Source organism: Sphingomonas sp. 179-A 2A2 NHS (assembly GCF_045371305.1).
GTDB lineage: Bacteria > Pseudomonadota > Alphaproteobacteria > Sphingomonadales > Sphingomonadaceae > Sphingomonas.
Window position 1 is genome coordinate 1 of sequence record NZ_JBIQDE010000007.1, and the last position, 21208, is coordinate 21208.

At 63.6% G+C, this 21208-nt stretch carries 19 protein-coding genes and 1 pseudogene; 13 read left to right on the forward strand and 7 right to left on the reverse strand.

The annotated features are described in order from the left end of the window. Positions 1 to 59: 59 nt before the first annotated feature. Positions 60 to 1559 (reverse strand): YbaL family putative K(+) efflux transporter, encoded by a 1500-nt coding sequence (gene ybaL, locus ACH0AE_RS15455; RefSeq protein ID WP_406875890.1) that lies wholly within the window; start codon positions 1557 to 1559, stop codon positions 60 to 62. Between the two features lie 58 nt (positions 1560 to 1617). Further along, the gene (gene cls, locus ACH0AE_RS15460) at positions 1618 to 3141 is read right to left on the reverse strand and encodes a cardiolipin synthase (RefSeq protein ID WP_406875891.1); all 1524 of its coding nucleotides are present in this window, start codon (positions 3139 to 3141) and stop codon (positions 1618 to 1620) included. Between the two features lie 543 nt (positions 3142 to 3684). Here cls and ACH0AE_RS15465 point away from each other — a divergent pair. Next, positions 3685 to 6144 carry an NAD-dependent epimerase/dehydratase family protein gene (locus ACH0AE_RS15465; protein WP_406875892.1) on the forward strand — a complete coding sequence of 820 codons (2460 nt, stop codon included), beginning with the start codon at positions 3685 to 3687 and terminating at the stop codon, positions 6142 to 6144. A gap of 89 nt (positions 6145 to 6233) precedes the next feature. On the opposite strand, the gene ACH0AE_RS15470 is transcribed toward ACH0AE_RS15465, so the two are convergent. Further along, positions 6234 to 6974: a sensor histidine kinase gene (locus tag ACH0AE_RS15470; protein ID WP_406875893.1), complete on the reverse strand. Its 741-nt coding sequence runs from the start codon at positions 6972 to 6974 to the stop codon at positions 6234 to 6236. A gap of 323 nt (positions 6975 to 7297) precedes the next feature. Here ACH0AE_RS15470 and ACH0AE_RS15475 point away from each other — a divergent pair, with 323 nt between their 5' ends. Beyond that, positions 7298 to 7810: an Hsp20/alpha crystallin family protein gene (locus tag ACH0AE_RS15475; RefSeq protein ID WP_406875894.1), complete on the forward strand. Its 513-nt coding sequence runs from the start codon at positions 7298 to 7300 to the stop codon at positions 7808 to 7810. 112 nt (positions 7811 to 7922) lie between these two features. Here ACH0AE_RS15475 and ACH0AE_RS15480 read toward each other — a convergent pair whose 3' ends face one another. Continuing rightward, complete coding sequence (locus tag ACH0AE_RS15480) at positions 7923 to 8654, reverse strand: helix-turn-helix domain-containing protein (RefSeq protein WP_100206990.1); 732 nt, start codon at positions 8652 to 8654, stop codon at positions 7923 to 7925. A 195-nt stretch (positions 8655 to 8849) separates the two neighbouring features. On the opposite strand from ACH0AE_RS15480, the pseudogene ACH0AE_RS15485 reads away from it, so the two are divergent. From ACH0AE_RS15485 to trxC, 9 genes and pseudogenes are all read left to right on the forward strand, one after another. Further along, positions 8850 to 9027 (forward strand): annotated as a pseudogene (locus ACH0AE_RS15485) (transposase); the annotation flags it as partial. Between the two features lie 650 nt (positions 9028 to 9677). Further along, a complete protein-coding gene (locus ACH0AE_RS15490; protein ID WP_010339455.1) occupies positions 9678 to 10013 on the forward strand; it encodes a DUF5335 domain-containing protein in 336 nt (111 codons plus the stop codon). A 31-nt stretch (positions 10014 to 10044) separates the two neighbouring features. Further along, positions 10045 to 10953, forward strand: coding sequence for a YfdX family protein (locus ACH0AE_RS15495; RefSeq protein ID WP_047867079.1), 909 nt, complete (start codon positions 10045 to 10047; stop codon positions 10951 to 10953). 486 nt (positions 10954 to 11439) lie between these two features. Continuing rightward, positions 11440 to 12291 carry a class I mannose-6-phosphate isomerase gene (locus ACH0AE_RS15500; protein ID WP_075153426.1) on the forward strand — a complete coding sequence of 284 codons (852 nt, stop codon included), beginning with the start codon at positions 11440 to 11442 and terminating at the stop codon, positions 12289 to 12291. Between the two features lie 322 nt (positions 12292 to 12613). Then, complete coding sequence (locus tag ACH0AE_RS15505) at positions 12614 to 13039, forward strand: glycine zipper 2TM domain-containing protein (RefSeq protein ID WP_047867081.1); 426 nt, start codon at positions 12614 to 12616, stop codon at positions 13037 to 13039. A 69-nt stretch (positions 13040 to 13108) separates the two neighbouring features. Next, a complete protein-coding gene (locus ACH0AE_RS15510; protein ID WP_232252453.1) occupies positions 13109 to 13771 on the forward strand; it encodes a 6-phosphogluconolactonase in 663 nt (220 codons plus the stop codon). Between the two features lie 457 nt (positions 13772 to 14228). Next, positions 14229 to 14663: a S1C family serine protease gene (locus ACH0AE_RS15515; RefSeq protein WP_406875895.1), complete on the forward strand. Its 435-nt coding sequence runs from the start codon at positions 14229 to 14231 to the stop codon at positions 14661 to 14663. Continuing rightward, positions 14660 to 17269 (forward strand): ATP-dependent chaperone ClpB, encoded by a 2610-nt coding sequence (gene clpB / locus ACH0AE_RS15520; RefSeq protein WP_075153425.1) that lies wholly within the window; start codon positions 14660 to 14662, stop codon positions 17267 to 17269. Before ACH0AE_RS15515 ends, clpB begins: the two co-directional genes overlap by 4 nt. A 60-nt stretch (positions 17270 to 17329) precedes the next feature. Continuing rightward, complete coding sequence (trxC, locus tag ACH0AE_RS15525; protein ID WP_010339445.1) at positions 17330 to 17767, forward strand: thioredoxin TrxC; 438 nt, start codon at positions 17330 to 17332, stop codon at positions 17765 to 17767. Positions 17768 to 17859: 92 nt separating this feature from the next. Here the strand turns inward: trxC and ACH0AE_RS15530 are convergent, their stop codons facing one another. Beyond that, a complete protein-coding gene (locus ACH0AE_RS15530) occupies positions 17860 to 18366 on the reverse strand; it encodes an NADH dehydrogenase ubiquinone Fe-S protein 4 (RefSeq protein WP_082132073.1) in 507 nt (168 codons plus the stop codon). A gap of 113 nt (positions 18367 to 18479) precedes the next feature. Between ACH0AE_RS15530 and ACH0AE_RS15535 the strand changes: the two genes are divergently transcribed. Further along, positions 18480 to 19130 carry a hypothetical protein gene (locus ACH0AE_RS15535; RefSeq protein WP_062770711.1) on the forward strand — a complete coding sequence of 217 codons (651 nt, stop codon included), beginning with the start codon at positions 18480 to 18482 and terminating at the stop codon, positions 19128 to 19130. A gap of 282 nt (positions 19131 to 19412) precedes the next feature. Here ACH0AE_RS15535 and ACH0AE_RS15540 read toward each other — a convergent pair whose 3' ends face one another. Beyond that, positions 19413 to 19694, reverse strand: a complete 282-nt coding sequence (locus ACH0AE_RS15540) for a glutaredoxin family protein (RefSeq protein ID WP_047867088.1) — start codon at positions 19692 to 19694, stop codon at positions 19413 to 19415. Further along, complete coding sequence (locus ACH0AE_RS15545; protein WP_126053278.1) at positions 19694 to 20440, reverse strand: redoxin domain-containing protein; 747 nt, start codon at positions 20438 to 20440, stop codon at positions 19694 to 19696. Before ACH0AE_RS15545 ends, ACH0AE_RS15540 begins: the two co-directional genes overlap by 1 nt. Positions 20441 to 20825: 385 nt before the next feature. Here ACH0AE_RS15545 and ACH0AE_RS15550 point away from each other — a divergent pair, with 385 nt between their 5' ends. Next, entirely contained in the window at positions 20826 to 21149 is a 324-nt protein-coding gene (locus ACH0AE_RS15550; RefSeq protein ID WP_237241406.1) for a hypothetical protein, read from the forward strand. The last annotated feature ends 59 nt before the right edge of the window (positions 21150 to 21208 follow it).

Below are 21208 nucleotides of genomic sequence, written 5' to 3' on the forward strand. Positions count from 1 at the left end.
TCCTCACTGGCGAGTACCTTTGGCCCAAGGACGCCGGCGCTTAGGGTGTCATTCCGCCCTCAGCCGGAACCGACCCCTTCGAACCCCTCAGGGATCGCGATCAGCAGCGTCGATGCCCCGGTGATGCCGGCCCGCGTGAGGATGGAAGCTTCGGTGGCGTTACCCTGGACGGCGCGCAGCCCTTCCGCTTGCGCTGCTTGCACGGCCTCTCTGCTGTCCTCGACTATGCTCAGCGCGTATCCCGAGGCCCCGAGCGTTGCAGCGATGAAGCGGCCGACTCGGCCATAGCCCACGATAATCACATGCCCAGGGGGCGGGCCCTGCTCGGGCGCCGGCTCTTCTGAAGATCCTTCCGCAGGGCCGGCGTGCCGAAGTGGACGAACCCCCTGCCTGGTTACGAATGAAAAGAGCAGGGGATTAAGGAAGATCGAGATGATAGCGGCCGCGAGGATCAGGTCCCGGCCTTGGGGAGGCAGAAGGCCGGCGCTGACGCCAAGGCCGGCAAGAATGAACGAGAATTCGCCGATCTGTGCCAGGCTTGCCGAGATCGTGATCGCGGTTTGGTCACGATATCCGAACGATCGGACGATGGCATAGGCAGCCGCGGACTTGCCGACCAGGATGATGGCGAGCGTCGCCAGAAGCGCAATCGGCTGATTGAGGATCACCGCTGGGTCGAACAGCATGCCGGCCGAAACGAAGAACAGGACGGAAAAGGCGTCTCGGAACGGGAGGATCTCCTCGGTCGCGAGCCGACTGAGCTGGGTTTCACCCAGGATCATGCCGGCGAAGAAGGCGCCGAGAGCGAACGAGACGTCGAAGACGAGCGCGGCGCCGAAGGCAACCCCAAGGGCGATCGCGAGTACTGCCAGACGGAACAACTCGCGGGAACCGGTATCGGCCACCCAGTGAAGGATTGCCGGCATCGCGCGGCGGCCCACGAGGAGCATCAGCGCAATGAAGCCCGCCACCTTCATCAGCGTAGTGGTCACGGCGCTCGCGGCAGCGGCGCCCGCGTTCGCCGATGTGCCCGACAGGATGGCGGCTACGGACGGCAGAAGCACCAGCGCCAGCACCATCACCAGGTCCTCGACTACCAGCCAGCCCACCGCGATGCGGCCTTGATCGGTCTGGACGAGGTTGTGCACCTGAAGAGCCCGCACTAGGACGACAGTGCTCGCAACGGATAGCGCGAGACCGAAGACTAGGCCCTGGCCAGCGCGCCACCCGAGCGCCCAGGCCAGCGCCATGCCGAATAGCGTTGCGACAACGATCTGGATCAACGCTCCAGGGACCGCGATCTTTTTCACTGACAGGAGATCCCGCAGCGAGAAGTGCAGGCCGACGCCGAACATCAGGAGAATGACACCGATCTCGGCAAGTTGCGATGCGATTTCCGGGTCCGCCGCGAAGCCGGGCATCGACGGCCCGACGAAGGCGCCAGCGAGCAGATAGCCCGCGATCGGGGATATCTTGAGCCGGTGCGCCACGGTCCCTGCGATGAAAGCAGCGACCAGGCCGGCGACAATCGTGGCGATTAATGGTGCGTCATGGTGCATGGTCATTCCATCAATAGCAAAGTCTCGTTCTCACTCCGGCTCAGCTGGTCCGAGCAGATCACAACAACGGGCTGAAGAGCCGCGCTACGTTCTCGGCACACTTGCGCGCGAGATTGCGGCGCTCCCAGTCGCTTGCTCTCAGTGGGACGGATTGTTCCAGCCTTGAGCGCTCGATCTGGCGCAAGGTAAGTGTCGCCTCGCGGTCGTAAAGGACGAGGTTGATCTCCGAATTCAGGGCAAATGATCGCATGTCGACGTTGCTCGATCCGACGACGGCGACTGCCTCATCGATGCTCATATGCTTGGCGTGCAGGAAGCCCGGCTGGAACAGGTGGATCACCGCACCGGCCGACAGCAGCTCGGAATAATAGGACTGCTGGGCGAGGTGTACGAACGGATGATCAGAGCGGCCGGACAACAGCAGGTGGACCTCGGCTCCCTTAAGGATCGCCACCTGCAACGCTTGCAAGAGGGGCTCGCTCGGGACGAAGTAGGGCGTGGAGATCAGGACACGCTCTCGAGCTGAGTGGATGAGGGCAACGAAAAGCTCGTCGATGCCCCCATGCTCGAGATCGGGCCCGCTCGGCAGAACTTGCCCGAGGCTGCTGCCCGCGTCCTCCGCCGGGGGGTAGAGATGTCCGTCGGTGAGCTCCTTCTCCGTCTCGAGGAACCAGTCCGCCACGAAGACCGCCTGCAATTCGCCGACAACCGGCCCTCGGACCCGAACCATCACCTCTCGGTTTGGCCAGCCCCATCCCTGATCGGAGTCGATGATGTTCTGGGACCCGGTGTAACCGGTCCGTCCGTCGATTATGGCGATCTTGCGGTGATTGCGCAGGTCGAAGCGCGTGGTGCGGCCGAGGACGCGGATCGGCAGCATTTCGTGAACCTCGACGCCTGCGGGCCGCAGCTCCCGCTCGATGCGGGCGGCCCACGTGCGCGATCCGATCGCATCGACCAGCACCCTGCACCTGACGCCACGCAGCGCCGCCTGGCGCAGCGCGGCGATCACTTTCTGGCCGGTGGCGTCCGTGGCGAAGATGTAGAAGAGAAGGTGGACATGGTCCTCGGCGTGCCCGATATCCTCAACGAGGAGATCGATCGTCGCGTCGTAGTCCGTCAGGAAGTCGACCTCATTGCCTTGTAAGAGCGGCATGCGGCCGATCCCGCTAACGAGGGAAGCCGCTGACGCCTGGACGAGCGGCAGCTCGGCCGGCCGGGCGACCCGGTCGATGCTGGAAACCGCCCGGTCAATGATCGGCCAGAGTTGCGCGACGCGCCGGCGACGCCATCGAGGGTGGGATGGCCGGCCGATCGCCAGATAGAGGACGAGGCCGAGCCACGGCGCCACGAAGAAGAGGAGCAGCCAGCTTTGCGTCGCAGCCGGCGACCGGCGGAAGGGAACAACGATCAGCGCGCCGATACGGATCGCCCAAGGCGCTGCGACGGCCAGCCACTCGAGAGCGACGCCCAAGCTCACCTCATCGCCTTTGGCGATGAGGAAGCCGTGTTGCGAAGTGATCCGATCCTGACATCGCGGCCGCGGGTGAACGCCTTTTGTGGAGCGTGCCTCCCGACGCATTCTTTGTGGAGGTCCAGAGAGGCTAAAGTCGTGTGGGAGGCGATCGGCTCGGTTCGGTCCATGGGCGTTTGGTCGATCAGCATGCTGGGCTGGGAGACCACTTGGCGCGTTGCGCACGGTGCCGCCTCATGCCGGCGGGCCGGCGTCCTCGTACACGAACCGCTGCTGCCGCTTCCGGATGACGCGAGCCGCGCCCGTTAAGATCAACTCGCACATAATCACCTCCTCGAAGGAGCGAGCTTCCCACCGGCAAGGTGGCGCGGCCCTGACATAGCTCAGGACGAGCTCGACGAGAGTTAAGGTATGAGCTGCGCGCCGGACCTTCCGGAACCAGGTGATGCCCAGACGAAGGGTAGAATGGCGTAGCGCGTGCCGCCGTGCGTGACGGCCGAAGGGCCAGGTGGGCGCTCGGGCTCGGCGCCTTGCGTCGCCCCGACGTTCAGCTCGTGCGGCAGATGTGCTCGCGCCATGCGCCGGCGTCGCGTTTGGGATCAGGTCGGCGTGGCCGTGAGGCCAACACGAGACAGATCGGGGTGAGCACACATGGATAAGCCACTTGTCATCATCACCGGCGCGACGGGCAATCTTGGACGTTCGGTGGCGGCTGTGCTTTCAGCGGATTACCGGATCGTCGGCCTCGATCTCAAAGCAGAGGCGCTGACCTTCCCGGTGATCAAGGTCGATCTTGCTTCGGACCAATCTGTGCTCGATGCCCTGGCGCAGATTCGCGCAAGCCATGGCGGACGCGTGGCGTCGGTGATCCACCTGGCGGCCTACTTCGACTTCACGGGCAAGGAACATCCGCTCTACCGGTCGGTCAATGTAGAGGGCACGCGCCGGCTCCTGCGAGCGTTGCAGGACTTCGAAGTAGAACAGTTCGTCTATTCAAGCACGATGCTCGTGCACGCGCCGTGCGCGCCGGGCGAACAAATCGACGAAAGCTGGCCGATCGATCCCCGTTGGGCCTATCCGAAGTCAAAGGCGCTGGCCGAAGAGGTAATCCGCGAAGAACACGGCTCCATCCCCTATGCGATCTTGCGCTTCGCCGGCGTGTACGACGAGGAGTCGGCGGTGCCCACGCTGTCCAATCAGATAGCCCGGATTTACGAGCGCGAGTTCGAGAGCTTCTTCTATTCGGGCTCGCCGCTAGTGGGCCAGTCCATGGTCCATCGCGAGGATCTTGTAGAAGCTGTCCGTCTCGCCGTTCAACGCCGGGATACGCTGCCGCCCGATGGGGAGATCCTGGTCGGCGAGCCCGAAGCGCTGGGGTATGATGCGCTGCAAGACGAGATCGGATATCTCATCCACGGCATCGAGGACTGGCCGACGTTGCGAGTACCAAAGCCGGTGGCGGCAGTCGGTGTCTGGGCTCAGGATAAGCTCGAGCCCGTCGTCCCCGACGCAATCGACGAGGGTGAGAAGCCGTTCATCAAGCCCTTCATGATCCGGCTTGCGGATGACCATTACGCGCTGGATATCGGCCGCGCCGAGAAACTGCTGGGCTGGCGACCCCATCATCGCCTCAAGGATGAGCTCCCGAAGATGATCGCGGCGCTGAAGCGCGATCCTCTGGCTTGGTACAAGAGAAACGGTCTCCGGCCGCCGCACGATCTCGCCGAGGCCGCCGCGCTGGGCAAACATCCTGAGGAGGTCAGGAGGGCGAGCGACGAGCGCTACCGGATGGAGCATTCCGAGACGCGCTGGGCGCATTTCGTAAACTTCATGCTCGGAACCTGGCTGCTCACTCAGCCGCCGCTGATCGGAGTAGTCGAGCCTCTGCTCCGATGGACCGAGATCGTCTCCGGCGCGCTGCTGATCGTCTTCGCATCGCTGTCGCTGAGCTGGCACGCGCCCTGGGCGCGATGGATATCAGCCGCGATAGGCGCTATCGTGATGGCAGCGCCGTTTGTCTTTTGGACCGACAATCCAACAGCATACCTTTCCGACACGCTGGTGGGTATGTTGATCTTCGGCTTTGCCGTCGGGACAAAGCCCGAAGTGGGGCCGTCACCTCTGGCGCGAGTGACCGGTCCGCAGGTGCCTCAGGGGTGGACGTATAATCCGTCGAGCTGGACCCAGCGCATCCCGATCATCGCCCTTGCACTGATCGGCCTCTATGTCTCCCGTTACCTCGCAGCATATCAGCTCGGCTATGTGTCCGACGTCTGGGAGCCCTTCTTTCAGGGAAGCGTCGAAGACCCGCGCAACGGCACCGAGGAGATCATCACCAGCGAAGTCTCGGAAGCATGGCCTGTTTCCGATGCCGCGCTCGGCGGCTACACCTACGGCCTCGAGATCCTTACGGGGATCGTCGGGTCGCGCGCGCGCTGGCGGACCATGCCGTGGCTCGTGCTTCTGTTCGGACTGATGATCGCCCCGCTCGGCATTGTCTCGATCTTCTTCATCATCATCCAACCGATCTGGATCGGCACCTGGAGCACGCTGGCGCTGATCGGAGCCGCGGCGATGCTGATCCAGATACCCTACTCGCTGGACGAACTGGTGGCGGTCGGCCAGTTCCTTCGCCGCCGTGCACGGGCAGGCAAGAATGTGCTTCGGGTCTTCCTGTTCGGGGACACGGACGAGGGCGGGGCTGGTAATGTACCTGACGAGTTCGACCGACCGGCCCGCGCGATCGTGAAGGACGTGGCGATCGGTGGCGTGAGCCTGCCCTGGAACCTGGCCATTGCGGCCGCGCTGGCGGCATCGCTCTTGTTCACGCGGGTCACGTTCGGCGCAGCGCCGCCGATCGCGGATTGGGATCACCTGCTCGGGTCACTGGCGCTGACCGTGATCTCGATAGCCGCCGCCGAGGTCGCGCGCTCCGTCCGCTTCCTGCTCATTCCCATTGGCGCGGCGCTCTGTGTTACGCCATTTGCCTTCGGCGCGGAGGCTCTGCACACCGCATATAATGTGCTGCTAGGCCTTGCGTTGGTCGGTCTCGCCATCCTGAGAGGCGAGGTGTCAGCGCAGTACGGGTCGTGGAACCGCCTGATTGCCTGACCAGGGCAGGCGCGGCAGGGCTCGTGACACGCGGCCGCAGCGCGGCTGAGACGGGAAGGGCGGCCGCGTTCTTTGGCGGTGATATCGGGTCAGGACCTGCCCGGCGCTGCTCGCGGCAGGTGCAGGATGACTCGGGTTCCCGCGCCTTGGTCGCTCTCGACCGCGATATCACCGCCAAATTGGGTCGCGAACCTTCGGACCTGGCCCAACCCGAGTCCGGTTCTCTTGAGCGACTGCCTCGTCGTGAAGAACGGCTCGAAAACACGGGTCAGAACGTCGGGTGCGATTCCTTCACCGGAATCGATCATTTCAAGCCGAACGAAGTCGCCCGCTGCGCCTATGGGGCTCGCCGTGCTTCGGAACGTGTTGAAGGCTCGCAGGACCAGCACGCCACCCTTTGGCATCGCGTCGGCGGCGTTCGCCAGGAGATTGAAGAGCGCAAACTGGAGATAATTGGGTAGGACGCGGACCGGCCAGAGGTCACGCGCGATCTCTGTCCGAAAGTCCACGCCGTCTCCCAGAATGGTGCTGGCCCGCGCCTCCAGCCCGCGGATCAGCGCTTCAACCGAAACCCGCTCGGTCGTTACGCCGCGATCGGTGCTGAGCTCCGCGATATCGTCGGCCAGGGCGGCGGCATTCCGGATCGCGTGCTTCATTCCGGCTACGAGGCGCGCCAGCTGCTGCTGATCCGCTCCGCGCTCGATCGAGACCAGACCTGAGGCGATCACCGCCAGCATATTGTCGAGGTCGTGCGCCATTCCACGCATCAGCATGTCGGGTTGGCGAACGACCCGATCGGCCGGGCTGCTCAACACAGTCGTGATGTCCATGACCACTCCTTCGGTCGCCGGATGCCAAGCTTCGGTCGCCATGCCATGCCGGAGCATATCGCGACCGGCGCCAATCGGGGGCTGAGCTAAATCAGTGTTAGCCTGCCCGGAGCGCTTACCGATGAAGCTCGCCACCGGCCGCCTCGGCGGAATGACTGGAAGTACCAAAGTAGCGTGGAGAGCTTTGTGCCTTGGCTGGCGAAACGGCGCAATCACGCACCGGCGCGTTCGGCCTGAGGCGACCGGCCACCCAGCTTCTAGTCAGCGTGCCAGGCATGTCGGCGGCTCCGCGATGACGCTGTTCGAAGAAGGAGTTAGATGCCATGTCCATTCGTGATCTGATCCCCTGGAGCCGTCAGGAGAACAAGGTTCCTGCTCAGGTCAGCGCTGCGGGCGCTGCGAGCGACCCGGTGCTCTCGCTGCACCGGGAAGTGAACCGCCTGTTCGAGGATTTCTTCCGCGGCTTCGGTGTGCCGGCGCTCGCCGGCGTCGAGCGAGGGCTCCTCGCCCCGAGTGTCGAGCTTGCCGAAACCGACAAGGAAATCCGAGTCACGGCCGAACTCCCCGGACTCGACGAAAAGGACGTGGAAGTGACCGTCGAGGAAGGCGTCCTCACGCTCCGTGGCGAGAAGAAGTCGGAGGTCGAGGACAAGGACCGGGGCTATTCCGAGCGGAGCTACGGGCGATTCGAGCGCCGCATCGGCCTTCCCAAGGGGATCGAGCGGGACAAGGCAGGTGCCACGTTCAAGAACGGCGTTCTCACCATCACGGTGCCGAAGTCGGCGTCTGCCGCCGAGAGCACCCGTCGCATCGCCATCAATCCAGGGCAGGCATGACGGCGTCCGCCCGTGGGCTGCCTGCCCACGGGCGGAGCCATTGCTACCGCCTCGTGCGCGATCCAGATGGACAGCGGCAGGCAGGGCGGCAGCCTGGAGGGCTGTTATGCCGTCAGGCGGTTAGGATCGCAGCCGCAAGATGCTCCAGCGCGGTCGGATTCAGGATCTCCACATCCCTACCGCTCACCCGCGCATAATTGTGCCGCTGCAGTAGCGTGAAGGTCCGGGTTACCGTCTCGCTCGTCAGCCCCAGATGATCGCCGATATCCGCCCTGGACATGAGCAGGCGGGCGTTGCTGCGCCCGCCCAGTCTCTTCATCAGGTCGAGCAGGAAGAAGGCCAGACGCTCCGCGGCATTCGCCCGGCCGAGCATCAACCCGAAGCGGAGCGCCACATTGTGTGTGCGCAAAAGCGAGGAAGTGATCATAGCGTACAGGTGGGGATCCATGCACGACGGATTAACGAACACACTGCGAGGAATCTTGATGAGCGTGGTCGGGCACAGCGCCTGCGCAATCTCGCTCTGGATCTCGCCATGTTCGAACAGCATGACTTCTCTCGGCAGGATAAAACCGCTTATCCACCTGCGGCCATCTTCGGAAATGACGCCGCATTGCAGCATGCCAGAGACTACCTGATAAAGACCGTCCGCCTCGGGCCCCATCGGGAGCTCCTGGCGGTCCTTCAGCTCTAGCGTCTTGCCGTTGCGGCAACCGCTGAGGGTTGAAGCAGAAACGTCTCGCAGATGGTTTATCGCTGGACGGCGCGTGGGTTCATCAAGTCCAAGGCGATCCGCAAATGTCGATTTCTGACGTTGCGTATATTGCGAAAGCGCTTCCACCATTGGAACCTCCCTCATAGCTCTCCGCTAGACTGGACTGAGCATCCCTAAGTTCCCTGCACTATTTCCGTCGACTCATGGGGGGGACACCTCCCGACGGCATCGAGATGCCACAGTAGTGCTAGGCGGTAAACTCATTAATCGGCTTGAGGTTTGCCTGCTTGTGTGATTCAGGCTCTCCATTGCGATAGAAGCTGGATGAGGCAGCGGCGAAACGAACTGACAGACACTAAATTCGATCATCGAGCCGCTGCTGCTGAACAAGCCGCGTGGGGTTGCCCGTGTAGATGATCGTTGGGTTCTGAACAGCATCCTCTGGCGGCTTCGGACCGGCTGCCCATGGGCCGAGGTGCCCGAGTGCTACGGCGACGACACCGTCGAACTCGGCCCTTAACGCGTCACTCCGCAAGAGCATCGTGATCGCCATCGAAGCAAGGAGTAGCGCATCCGCGATGTCATTCGGGACGACGCAGGCTTCGAGGCTCAGGGCGAGCAGAGCGAAAATACCATTGTCGGCTTCGCGTTTCCGCCTCCATCGCCTTGCATCGCCTTGCATCGCCTTGCATCGGCGCGCCACGGGAACATGCATCCATCCCGGGTTACGCCGAGCGTGACGGAACTTTGCTCCTCAGTGCCCGAAGATGACCGTTCCGACGCATGGTTTGACCAGCTGAAAGCTGAGCTATGTCAGGGCGGCAGGGGCGCGGGCCTGCAATTCCACGGCCGACCGGAGAATGTTGATGCCCACATTGATCAGGACATCGGCAAAGATCGCAGTACCGCCGCCCGTGGCAGCCAAGTCGGAAGGCGGCGGGGCGCTTCAAGATTGGGCGTTCGGGCGGGTGGGCCGCGCCGGGGGAGTCCGTGCACCAGCCTTTACCAAGGCGTTCGAACACTCGCCTGCCTTCGAAGAGCAGAGGCCTTTGGCAGAATCGTGCTCCGCGGACCGGCGACGCAATGTGGACGGTCGATGTTTTTGTGGACTATGAACCTTGGGCCGCGATGCCTTTTCAAAGGAGTCGACTGATGAATCTGGTTCCTAAGCCAGAGTGGGGAAAGTATCTCGATCGGGTTTCCCGGGGCATGGTTGGGTTGCGAGCTGAGATTGAGGTCGCCTCGCTCGAACTCGGCGATCAGATCGAGGCGCAATACCTGCCGATTGCCGGCATCTTCTATGACCACAAGGACGACTTGGTGGGTGTGACGCTCGAGGGACTGGATCACATGATCCGCCACCCGCAATCGATCTACGTCGAAGAAAGCGGCGACGGCGTTGCGGCGATCGCCGTGATCGATGGCGACGGGACGAATCACCTCGTAAAGCTGAGGCGGCCGCTTGCGCTGCCCGCTCCCGACCAATGAACTCGTACCTTCAACAACCAAGGGGAAGATCATGAAACGCAGTTTTTTAGCCGCGACCGCGGCCTCGGCCCTCATTCTGACGGCGGGCTGTTCCAAGCAGGACGCCAACAACGAGGCCGCCACGAATGCCGCCACCGGGGCGGCCAGCGCCCCGGTGGCGGCGACGCCGGCCCCGCCCGTCGACCGCGCAGAACTGCTCCAGGACGCCGTTTCGGCGCTGCAGGAGACGCAGAATGCGCTTGCCGCGCTCGACAACAAGGACGGCAAAGCCGCGACCGCCGCGCTCGAGCGCGCCACCGGCAAGCTGGAAATCGTGCTCGCGCGCAACCCCAGCCTTGCTCTCGCTCCGGTCGATGTCAGTGTGATCAGCTACGACGTCCTGGGTTCTGTGGATGCCGTGAAGGCACTGCGGAAGTCGGCCGAGGAGGCGCTCGAAGATGGACGGTTGCAGGAGGCGCGCCATCTCATCGACGGGCTGGCGAGCGAAACCGTTGTTCGGACCAGTAATCTCCCGCTCGCGACCTACCCGGACGCGATCAAGGCCGCCGCGGCTCTCATCGCCCAAGGCAAGCTGGACGCAGCAAAGGCGGCGCTCGAAGCTGCGCTCGGCACGATCGTGATCCGCGACGTGATCCACCCGCTCCCGCTCATCCGGGCAAGCGCGGCGATCGAAGAGGCGCGCAACCTGGCTGCGAATGCCCAGCGCGGCGCCGGGGATGAGGCGAGAATCAAGCAACTTCTGAACACTGCGCGTGAACAGCTCCGGCTCGGTCAGGCGTTGGGCTATGCGACCAAGGACCAAATGAAGGAGCTGCTGAAAACGGTCGACGAGATCGAGGAGGGCACCAAGAACAAGGGCGCGGCAACGAGCATTTTCGACAAGATTCGCGATTTCTTCAAGAAAGCAACTCAATCGAGCCAGCCTGCTCAGAAGAAGTGAGTCAGCGCAATCTGACAACACTGCCAGTGCCGGCGCGCGCGGGTTCGATGTGGCTGCGGGTGGATAGCTACTGAGACCATAGGACGAGGAGTGCGGACTTTGCGATCCTGCAAAGTCCGCACTCCTCAAGCCCGACTGCCGAAGGACGGTTATATGATCGTTCATGCCCCTCGCTCGCCAAACGCATCGGGGTGGGATCCGGGGCGGGCCGAACGGATTGTCGGACGGGTTCGGCGATGGAATAGACGGAAGCCGAGGCGGACAATGCCGCGGTCCGCCGCACCGCAAATGACATGAGTCAGCCAGCCGGAGCGCTCTCCCGCTCACGGTCGCGTCTTGCCGGGCTGCGGAGGAGTGCGGGATTCGCAGGCGGGCCCACGCCGTGCGAGTGATGTTCGTCATCGATGCTTCCGATGGTGGCGATGCCTCCTCGGAGGGCCGCATTATGTCTGACCTGACCGTTCGAGCATCCAAGAGGAGGGCGACATGCCGGTCATACGATTGGAAACCAAAACGGTCGCCAAACCCTGGGGCCGATGGTCGACTGGACCCTGGTTCGATGACGTGGCCGCGCGTGAGGAGCCCGTCGGCGAGATCTGGTTCGAGCTGCCGCCGGGAAGCGGGCTTGATGACCCCGAGCTGCTGGTCAAGTACCTGTTCACGAGCAGACGGCTCTCGGTCCAGGTTCATCCTGACGACGCTACCGCGAAGGCGTATGGGCTCCCCCGGGGCAAGAGCGAAGCCTGGCAGATCCTCGAGGCCGAGCCGGGGGCGAGCGTCGCGCTGGGACTGCGGACATGGGTTACCAGGGAGCGGTTGCGCGCCGCGGCCAGGGATGGCTCGATCGTCGGCCTGCTCGACTGGAAGCCAGCGCGGGCGGGTGACTTCTGGTACGCGCCGGCAGGCACGATCCACGCCATAGGCGCCGGTCTCAGCCTGATCGAAATCCAGCAGAATGTGGACGTCACCTATCGGCTCTATGACTATGGTAGCAATCGCGAGCTCCATCTGGACGAGGCGGTGGAGGCTGCCCGCCCGGCGCCCTACGAGGCTCCATTCGCCCCATTCGAGTTGGCGCGGGGCAGGCGGGTGCTTGCCGCCGGAGGGCCGTTCGTGGTGGAACGCTGGGCCGACGCTTTTACCGGCATTCTGGCGCCGCGGCGAGGCGAGCCGGTTTGGCTGATACCCCTCCGGGGCGAAGCGGTCGTGGGATCGGAGCCGATTGAGCCCGGCGGCGTGTGGATCGTCGCTGGCGATGCCGGCGTCAACTTCACCGGCTCGTGCGATCTTCTCGTCGCCTATTCGGGCCGAGCGGTGCACGAGGCGCTCATCGGCTGATCTTGAAGTGGACCGGCAGTCCTGAAGCGGGCTCCCGATCGAACCGAAAATGGCTTGTTGAAGTGAGCTAGATCAGTGCCGGACGGAGGTGCTGCGCATAGCGAAGCCGATGATCCCGCCTCGGTGGGCTTCTCCAAGGATGGGCCTTGAAATGCCTGCTAGCCCGGTTCGCTGCACCACAATCCTGACATTGCTTCTGGCCTGCGGGAATCCCGCGATTGCGCAAACTTCCACCCCTTCGTCTTCAAGCCCAACCGAAGGCCGCAGCGAGCAGTACAACGTACCGCCGCCGCCTGGCTACAAGCCGCCTCCTGGCCGGTTCGTGCAGTCGGATCGCGAGCGCGAGGAGGATGATCGCTACAGCCGCGAAGCCGAACGGTGGGCGGCAGAAAATTGCATAGCGGACCGTCGGAGCAACATCGCTGCAGGCGCGGTGATCGGCGGGCTGATTGGAGCGCTTGCCGGTTCAGGGCTCGCCGGTCGCTACGATAGAGCCCCGGCCACCGTCCTTGGCGCGGGTGCAGGCGCGGTCGCGGGCAGCGCCATCGCGAGGAACGCCAGCCCCGACTGTCCGCCCGGGTTCGTGGTCAAGGCAGCGCCCGAGCCTTTCTATCCGCCACCCGTCTATCCGCACGTCTATGTGGCGCCGCCGTGGTATGATCCCTGGGTATGGTACGGGGGCCACTGGATCTACAGGCCCTATCCCTATCACCGATACTGGTACAAGCGCCACTGGCGACGCCGCTAAGTGCCGGAGGAGCCGGAAGTCCTTGGTGTGCCTGAGCCGCTATGGCATGGGTTTGCCACTCCGGAGCATTTGGCCGAGAGCCTGGTCCGAGAGGTGTCGGGCATCATCACCGATCGTCTGGAAACGGAAGGCGCCGCCTTCGTCGCCTTTCCAGGTGGCCGGTCGCCTGTGCGCGCGTTCGAATTCCTTGCCCCGCGAGCGAGCGGGTGGCGTGGGGTCACGATCATCCCCACCGACGACCGCCTCGTGCCGCCGGGCGACCGGCTGTCCAACTATGGTCTGCTGGAGAGATATTTCGCGGCGGGGCAAGCACAGCTCATCCCTCTCGCAAGACCACCATTCGATGATCCTGCCGCGGCGGCAGACGCAGCCGAGCTGAGACTATCGGACCTGGCTTGGCCGCTGGATCTGGTCTGGCTTGGCTTCGGCCTGGACGGTCATGTTGCCTCGCTCCTCCCGGGACCGGACCTTGCCGTTGCGATGCGTTATCCTGACTGGAGGCGCATCGCCGGCGTCAGGCCCGTGCCGCTTCCGGCCGAGGCGCCGGTGCCCAGAGTGACGTTGACGCTGAGCGCCATTCTCTCGGCAAAGCGACTGCTTATTTTCGGCAGCGGCCAGGACAAGCTGAAGGTCGTCGAACGGGCTCTGGAAGAGGGTGCGGAGTCGCAGATGCCGCTCGGCATCGTCTTAGCTAAAGCAAAGTGCCAGCCCGAACTATTCTGGAGCCGATAGCTTCGAACTTTGTCGCTGGATCGGCTCGCTTCGCGACGTCTCTCGGGCAGGGCCGACGCAGCAAGCTCTTTGCGAAGGGGCATGGGAGCGAAGGCTGGCAAACGCGTAGAAGATGCAGGAGCGAGCCCGCTCCTTCAGAGCACTGACAAAGATCAGCGTTTCGCCGAGCCGCCACGCTTAGCTTGCCCAGGTCTTTGGTGCTCGATCGGCTCGCCGGAAGGCTGGTCGAGCTGAACGACGGGAGATCCTGGATGCGGAGGCTCGTTTTCGTTCCCGCGTTGCTGCTGGCAGTCGCTTGCGATACGCGTAGTCACGCCCGACGGCACCGCTGAATGCGGACGGTTCCGGTCGCCTGGAGTCGGCCCGTGGCGCGCCCCCGAGCTTCGCCGATCTTGCCGCCCGTCTCTCCCCGGCTGTGGTGAACAGCTCGACAACGTCGCGTGTAAGGGTGCGGAGAATGCCCGACTTTCCGGGCGGCCTTCCGTTCGGCGGCCTGTTTCCCTTTCCGGAACTGGGCCGGCCGCCCGCTCCCCTTAATGCCACGTCGCTCGGATCCGGATTCCTCATTTCGACAGATGGCTACGTCGTCACGAACAACCACGTCGTCGCGGGTCGCGGCTCGGGCGTGCAGGTCCAAGCGATCAAGGTCACGCTGACCGGCGGGAAGGAATATCCAGCTCGCGTGGTCGGGCGTGACGAAGCCTCAGACCTTGCTGTCCTCAGAATCGAGGCTAATAACTTGCCCTTTGTGCGCTTTGGTAACTCGCCGGGCGCGCGCACCGGCGACTGGGTCCTCGCAATCGGGAATCCCTATGGCCTTGGCGGCACGGTGACGGCCGGGATCGGCCGCCACTTGTCGACTCCGGCTGTTGAACGAGAGGAATTCGAATGAACCTCGAGAAATATACGGACCGCGCAAAGGGCTTTCTTCAGGCCGCGCAGACCGTGGCGATAAGACTTAATCATCAGCGCATCACGACGGAGCATATTCTCAAAGCCCTGCTCGAGGACGAGCAGGGCATGGCAGCCGGCCTGATTCGCGCTGCCGGCGGCAATCCGGATCTGGCGGCTAGCGAAGTGGACGCTGCGCTTGCCAAGCTGCCTTCAGTCACCGGAAGCGGGGCGTCCCAGCCTCCCGGACTCGACAACGATGCCGTCCGGCTCCTCGATCAAGCCGAGCAGATCGCCCAGAAGTCCGGGGACAGCTATGTGACGGTCGAACGGCTACTGCTGGCGCTCACCCTCGCGACAGGCGCGGCGGCTGGCAAGGCTCTGGCGCGAGCGGGCGTGAAGCCCGAGGCGCTGAACGAAGCGATCAACCAGCTTCGCGGCGGGCGCGCCGCGGACACGGCAAGCGCCGAGGATCGCTACGATGCGCTGAAGAAATTCGCCCGCGACCTCACCCAGGCCGCGAGGGACGGGAAGCTCGATCCGGTGATCGGCCGGGACGAGGAGATCCGACGCACGGTTCAGATTCTGGCGCGTCGGACCAAGAACAATCCCGTGCTCATCGGCGATCCCGGCGTTGGTAAGACCGCGATCGTGGAAGGGTTGGCGCTCCGCATCGCCAATGGCGACGTTCCCGACACGCTCAAGGATCGCAAGCTGATGGCGCTCGACATGGGGGCGCTCATCGCCGGCGCGAAATATCGCGGCGAGTTCGAGGAGCGTCTCAAGGGCGTGCTCGACGAAGTGAAGGGGGCCGAGGGCAACATCATCCTCTTCATAGACGAGATGCACACGCTGATCGGCGCAGGTAAGACGGAAGGCGCGATGGATGCGGGCAACCTCTTGAAGCCCGCGCTTGCCCGCGGCGAGCTGCACTGTATCGGCGCGACCACGCTCGACGAATACCGTAAGTATGTCGAGAAGGACGCGGCGCTCCAGCGCCGGTTCCAGCCAGTGTTCGTCGGCGAGCCGACGGTGGAGGACACGATCTCCATCCTCCGGGGTCTCAAGGAAAAGTACGAGCTGCACCACGGCGTGCGGATCACGGATGGGGCGATCGTCGCGGCGGCGACGCTCTCCAACCGCTACATCACCGACCGGTTCCTGCCCGACAAGGCGATCGACCTGATGGATGAGGCGGCAAGCCGGATCCGCATGGAGGTCGAATCCAAGCCGGAAGAGATCGAGACGCTTGACCGGCGCATCATCCAGCTGAAGATCGAGCGGGAAGCGCTCAGAAAGGAGTCGGATGCCGCATCCAGGGATCGCCTGACGCACCTCGAGCATGATCTCGCGCAGCTTGAGCAGCAGTCGGCGGAACTTACACAGCGCTGGCAGGCGGAGCGGGAGAAGATCCAGGCCGAGGCCAAGCTCAAGGAGCAGCTCGACCAGGCTCGCCTCGAGCTTGACCAGGCGCAGCGACGCGGCGACCTCGCCCGCGCTGGCGAGCTGAGCTATGGCGTCATACCGGGTTTGGAGAAGCAGCTGGCCGACGCTCAGACGGCGAGCCAGGGCGCGATGCTGCGCGAGGAGGTCACCGCCCAGGACATCGCGGCGGTCGTCTCGCGCTGGACGGGCATCCCGGTGGACAAGATGCTCGAAGGCGAGCGCGAAAAGTTGCTCCATATGGAGGAGGCGCTCGGCAAGCGGGTCATCGGCCAGCGGCAGGCGGTCACGGCGGTCAGCCGCGCCATCCGCCGTGCCCGCGCGGGCCTGCAGGATCCGGACCGGCCGATGGGCTCGTTCCTGTTCCTCGGCCCGACCGGCGTCGGCAAGACCGAGCTCACCAAGGCGCTCGCGGGCTTCCTGTTCGACGACGACAGCGCGATGGTCCGAATCGACATGTCGGAGTTCATGGAGAAGCACTCGGTCGCGCGGCTTATCGGCGCCCCGCCGGGCTATGTCGGCTATGAGGAAGGCGGCGTGCTGACTGAGGCGGTGCGGCGGCGGCCCTATCAGGTGATCCTCTTCGACGAGGTGGAAAAGGCGCACAACGACGTCTTCAACGTGCTCCTGCAGGTGCTCGACGACGGCCGGCTGACGGACGGACAGGGCCGCACGGTCGATTTCAAGAACACGCTGATCATCCTCACGTCCAATCTCGGTAGCCAGTACCTATCCAACCTGGCGGAAGGGGAGACGGTCGAGAGCGTCGAGCCGCAGGTGATGGAGGTGGTGCGCGCGCATTTCCGGCCGGAATTCCTCAACCGGCTCGATGAGATCATTCTGTTCCACCGCCTCGGCCAGGCCGACATGGGTCCGATCGTCGACATTCAGGTCTCGCGCGTCCAGAACCTCCTCCAGGATCGGAAGATCATCCTTGACCTCACCGAGCGCGCGCGTGCCTGGCTCGGCCGCGTGGGGTATGACCCGGTCTACGGCGCACGTCCGCTTAAGCGCGCAATACAGCGGTATCTTCAGGATCCTTTGGCGGACCTCCTCCTGCGGGGCGAGGTCCCGGATGGCTCCACTGTCACCATTGATGAAGGGGACGGCGAACTGGCATTCACGATCCGGATGAAGGGGCCCGCCGAAGGGCAGGCTGATTGAAAGGCACTTCGCGGCGGCGATCCGCTGCCGCGAGGACCTGCAGCGAACGAGGATTTATCGATGGCTGAAAAGCGAGGGGTCGTCTGCCCCCACTGCGATGCCACGAACGCGGTGCCGACCGACCGTGAGCCGCTGGTCGCCAGATGCGGTCGTTGTCATCAGAAGCTGTTCGAGGGCGTCCCTGCCGCTCTCGACGCTGCGCGAGCGCGCAAGCATATCCGCAATTCGGATCTGCCGGTGATCGTCGATTTCTGGGCGAGCTGGTGCGGCCCGTGCCGGACGATGGCGCCGATCTTCGAACAGGCAGCGCGCTCGATCGAGCCGAAAGCGCGCTTCATCAAGGTCGATGTCGACGCAAATCCCGACATCGCATCCGAGTACGGCGTCCAGGGGATCCCCGCGTTGCTTGCCTTCAAGAATGGCAATGTCGTCGCGCGCCAGGCTGGCGTCACTGATCTAGGCACGCTGAGAGGGTGGGCCGAACGGTTCGGTGCTTGAATACCGGCATCGCAGCTTGATCGGTGCCTCGGGTGTGGCAATGTTAGCGGCCGGCGCATCGAATGCCGGCCGACCCCATGTCACGAGCCTTTCTATCCCGAGGCGTCGCCTGGCCAACCCCGGATAGGAGCATCGTCGAATTGAAAACGCTGCTTGTTAAGGGGGGCAGCCCTTTCCCGGGGGGGCTCGTGTACCTCATACGGCAAGTCAATCCGCTCGCAATAACGCACCGCAGCATCACGACTGTCGAAGCGAAGATCGATCTGAAGCAGGGGATCTTCTCCGCCGGTCCAACCTGTTAGCCAATCGACAAAAGGCCTTTTTCTCGGCTCAAACCTGAGCCTCCACTCATTCTTATGCGCGCGGCCGCCTCGCCCATGGTTGGAGGCGCTGGGATAAGGCTCGATGATTGCACGAGCATCATCAGGCAGCGAAGTTAGGTAGCGGCGCCACCATCGCCCATCCTGCGCGACGCGACAGATTGTGGCATGCCTATGATCGAGCTTCTGCTGTCGCATGTTGCGCAAGCGAATGCGACGCAGGCGGCTCCGGATATAACCGGCCGAGCATGATCGCTTTTTATAGAGACGCGAGCCCATATTGACATCTGTCCTTGCCGATGCGGAGCTTGCGGTATTTCATCGGCGATAGGACTGAGCTATGTCAGGATGCTGCTTCTTGAATTGCGGATATTCTGTTCGTCCAGCCCTTGATGGAGATCAACGTGCCAGAAAAATTCGAGCAGAACGTCCTCGAGCAGGTACGAGTGAGGGAGGTTGTCGGCACCGTGCACAACCTCGAAATGCTCGAGGAATTGGTTGTTGCGCTCGGAGCGGCAGGAGTCGACAAGGGCGACATCGACTTGATGGCGAGCCGCGAGGCGGTACTTGCGAAACTTCCCGCAATCTATGGCGACCCGATAAATCTTGCGGAAATTCCCGACCTGCCGCGGCGCGAGCTGGTTACCCGAGATGAAGGGGCGACGGTCACCGGGGTTGTTTTCGGAACGCTAATCTCGCTGGCTGCGCTTGGCGCAGCCCTGCCCGTCGTGGCATCAGGTGGCGCCCTGGCAGCGGTACTCGCCGCAACTGCGGCAGGCGGAACGATTGGAGCGGGTATCGCGAAGGTCGTGCGCAGGGCCATCCTGGGTGGCGTCGGGGCCGATACTCTTGAGCGCGATATTCGTTCCGGTGGATTAGTCGTCTTTGTTCGAGTGCGGGATGACACCCCCGAATCCCAGATTCAGGACATCATGCGAAAATCCGGCGCGCTGAACGTGCACGTGCACGAAATCGAGCTGAAGAAGACGCTGGACGAGTTGCCGCTTGCCACAATCCAACCTGATCCATGGCTCGCCACCTGATCAGCGCGGGCTTGGCGGCCCGGCACGCCGAGAAGTTAGAACAGGTCGCGATCTAACCCTGATCCCATTGCGTGGCTTCTCGGGCGTTTTGCAATAAACATTCGCGTGTCGGCCGCGGCATCATGCTCAATCGCGTGTGAGATACCGGTACACCGTAGATTCGTTGGTAGGTAAGGGCACCGGACAGCGTGACGGGCGGAGTAATAGTATCACGCTGCCCGGTGCAACGGCTCGGCGGCCGGGGGGGGGGGCGAGTGGTCCGTCCGAGCCGTATTCCTAAAGCTAACCGTATCCGGCGCGGGCCAGCGCCCATTCGAGTTCGCGCATCGAGGGCTGCACGAGAACCTGTCCCCCGAGCTTGATCGTGGGACTGGCAAGCCTGCCTCCGGCGAGCCATTCGAGCTCCGACCGCACTTCTGGATGGGCTTCCCAGTCGACGAAGCGATACGGGATCCCGGCTCGGTCGAGATACCGCCGAATCATCATGGTGATGCCGCACCAACGGCTTCCGTAGATGACGATCGGAGCGGGAGCTGGGCCGCGTGCTCGATACGCGGACGCCATTATTCGCGTCCCGCATTCGCTGGCGTTCCAACAATCTCGTCGAGCTTGGCGAAGAGCTCATAGATGTCGGGGACATGCTGGAGCTTCGGCGAGATGTGGGCGTAGCGGATGACGCCCGCTCCATCGATGACGTAGAGCGCGCGCTCGGAAAAGCCATCAGCGTCGCGCCATACGTTATAGCGGCGCGCGACTTCTCCCTTGGGATTGAAATCCGCGAGGAGCGGCATCGAGAGTCCGCGAGCGGCTGCCCAGGCGCCGTGGCTGTAAAGGCTATCTACCGAAATCCCGACGATCTGCACGTCGCGCTTCTCGAACTCGCTCCATTCCTGCTGATAAAGGTCCAACTGCTTGCTGCAGCCTGGGCTCCAGTCGAGCGGATAGAAGGCGACGACGATTGTTCGTCCCGCATAGGATGAGAGGGTGACTTCCCGGCCGTTGGCGTCCAGCAGGGCGAACTCTGGCGCTTTCGCTCCCACGCTGAGAGGAGCATTGACCGCATCCCCCTCCATCGCAGGCGCATGCTCGTGGAGGCTTTTCAGATCATCCAGAGTCGCGCCGGCCGGTGCCTCGAAGGCAGGGCGGGCCGAGCCGGCGGAGCGCCACAATTCCTGAATCAGGCCGTGGAGCAGCGATAGAGCCTGCTTTTCCGGGCCGTCCGGAAGCTTGGGCGCCAGCGCCGCAAAGTCGGTGCTGAGCTGTTCCAATCGACTTGGCTGGGGGGCCAGTGTGCCTGCGTTTCTATCCAAGTTGGGACTCCTTGCTGCACGTGGTCCGCCTTCGCGAGGAATGGCGCGACGAACCTTCCTGATGTCGCCGACCCAACCTAATCGGGTTGCTTGGCGGCGGGCTGAGATAGATCAGAGCTTGGCTCGGCCCTGCGACTAACCCGAGACCGCCGCTCAAGGTGCCCCGGCCGCAGGAGGTCGGGGCACCATCGACGAAGGAGCAACGATCAAAACCGTGGAGGCTTAGGTTGAGATGAAGAAAATGGGATTCAGTTTTGCTCTCCTGCCGGCAATGCTTCTTGGCATAGCCGGGTGCACCACTACGGGGTCCGGCATCGGCGTTGCGAGGAGCGGGACGACGACAGCGACGTTCGTGTGGAAATCGAGCGGTGCCCGATCGGGCATTATGACCGCAAAGCTTAGCACGGGCGCCACCTATGCAGGCCCGTTCTTCCAGATCACGAGCGAGACAACCATCGAGGAGCTTACTCCGCTATGGACCGGGTGGGGCGATCGGTGGAGGTGGCGTGGTTGGACGTATTGGGGACCAAGCCAGAGCACGCTCACCCATTACAGCGGGAGGGTGCTCGCCAACCTTACCGGCGCAGACGGGCAGATGCGGTGCCATTTCCGGCTGATGCGGCCGAGTGCAGGGATGGCTGGCGGTGGGCAGGGACGCTGCCAATTGCCGGGCGGGACGATCATCGACGCGACCTTTCCGCCGACCTGACGGCTCTTGCTCAATTCGGTCGGCAAGGTTACGCCGGTCGGCGATGGGTTCGTGCGGGT

Bases quoted from the DNA above. Each gene is read 5' to 3' on its own strand.
- clpB (WP_075153425.1), top strand. From the start codon at position 14,660: ATGAACCTCGAGAAATATACGGACCGCGCAAAGGGCTTTCTTCAGGCC.
- ACH0AE_RS15535 (WP_062770711.1), top strand. From the start codon at position 18,480: ATGGAGATCAACGTGCCAGAAAAATTCGAGCAGAACGTCCTCGAGCAG.
- ACH0AE_RS15475 (WP_406875894.1), top strand. From the start codon at position 7,298: ATGTCCATTCGTGATCTGATCCCCTGGAGCCGTCAGGAGAACAAGGTT.
- cls (WP_406875891.1), bottom strand. From the start codon at position 3,141: ATGCGTCGGGAGGCACGCTCCACAAAAGGCGTTCACCCGCGGCCGCGA.
- ACH0AE_RS15515 (WP_406875895.1), top strand. From the start codon at position 14,229: ATGCCCGACTTTCCGGGCGGCCTTCCGTTCGGCGGCCTGTTTCCCTTT.
- ACH0AE_RS15490 (WP_010339455.1), top strand. From the start codon at position 9,678: ATGAATCTGGTTCCTAAGCCAGAGTGGGGAAAGTATCTCGATCGGGTT.
- ACH0AE_RS15530 (WP_082132073.1), bottom strand. From the start codon at position 18,366: ATGGGCTCGCGTCTCTATAAAAAGCGATCATGCTCGGCCGGTTATATC.
- ACH0AE_RS15495 (WP_047867079.1), top strand. From the start codon at position 10,045: ATGAAACGCAGTTTTTTAGCCGCGACCGCGGCCTCGGCCCTCATTCTG.
- ybaL (WP_406875890.1), bottom strand. From the start codon at position 1,559: ATGCACCATGACGCACCATTAATCGCCACGATTGTCGCCGGCCTGGTC.
- ACH0AE_RS15540 (WP_047867088.1), bottom strand. From the start codon at position 19,694: ATGGCGTCCGCGTATCGAGCACGCGGCCCAGCTCCCGCTCCGATCGTC.
- ACH0AE_RS15500 (WP_075153426.1), top strand. From the start codon at position 11,440: ATGCCGGTCATACGATTGGAAACCAAAACGGTCGCCAAACCCTGGGGC.
- ACH0AE_RS15470 (WP_406875893.1), bottom strand. From the start codon at position 6,974: ATGGACATCACGACTGTGTTGAGCAGCCCGGCCGATCGGGTCGTTCGC.
- ACH0AE_RS15480 (WP_100206990.1), bottom strand. From the start codon at position 8,654: ATGGTGGAAGCGCTTTCGCAATATACGCAACGTCAGAAATCGACATTT.
- trxC (WP_010339445.1), top strand. From the start codon at position 17,330: ATGGCTGAAAAGCGAGGGGTCGTCTGCCCCCACTGCGATGCCACGAAC.
- ACH0AE_RS15465 (WP_406875892.1), top strand. From the start codon at position 3,685: ATGGATAAGCCACTTGTCATCATCACCGGCGCGACGGGCAATCTTGGA.
- ACH0AE_RS15550 (WP_237241406.1), top strand. From the start codon at position 20,826: ATGACCGCAAAGCTTAGCACGGGCGCCACCTATGCAGGCCCGTTCTTC.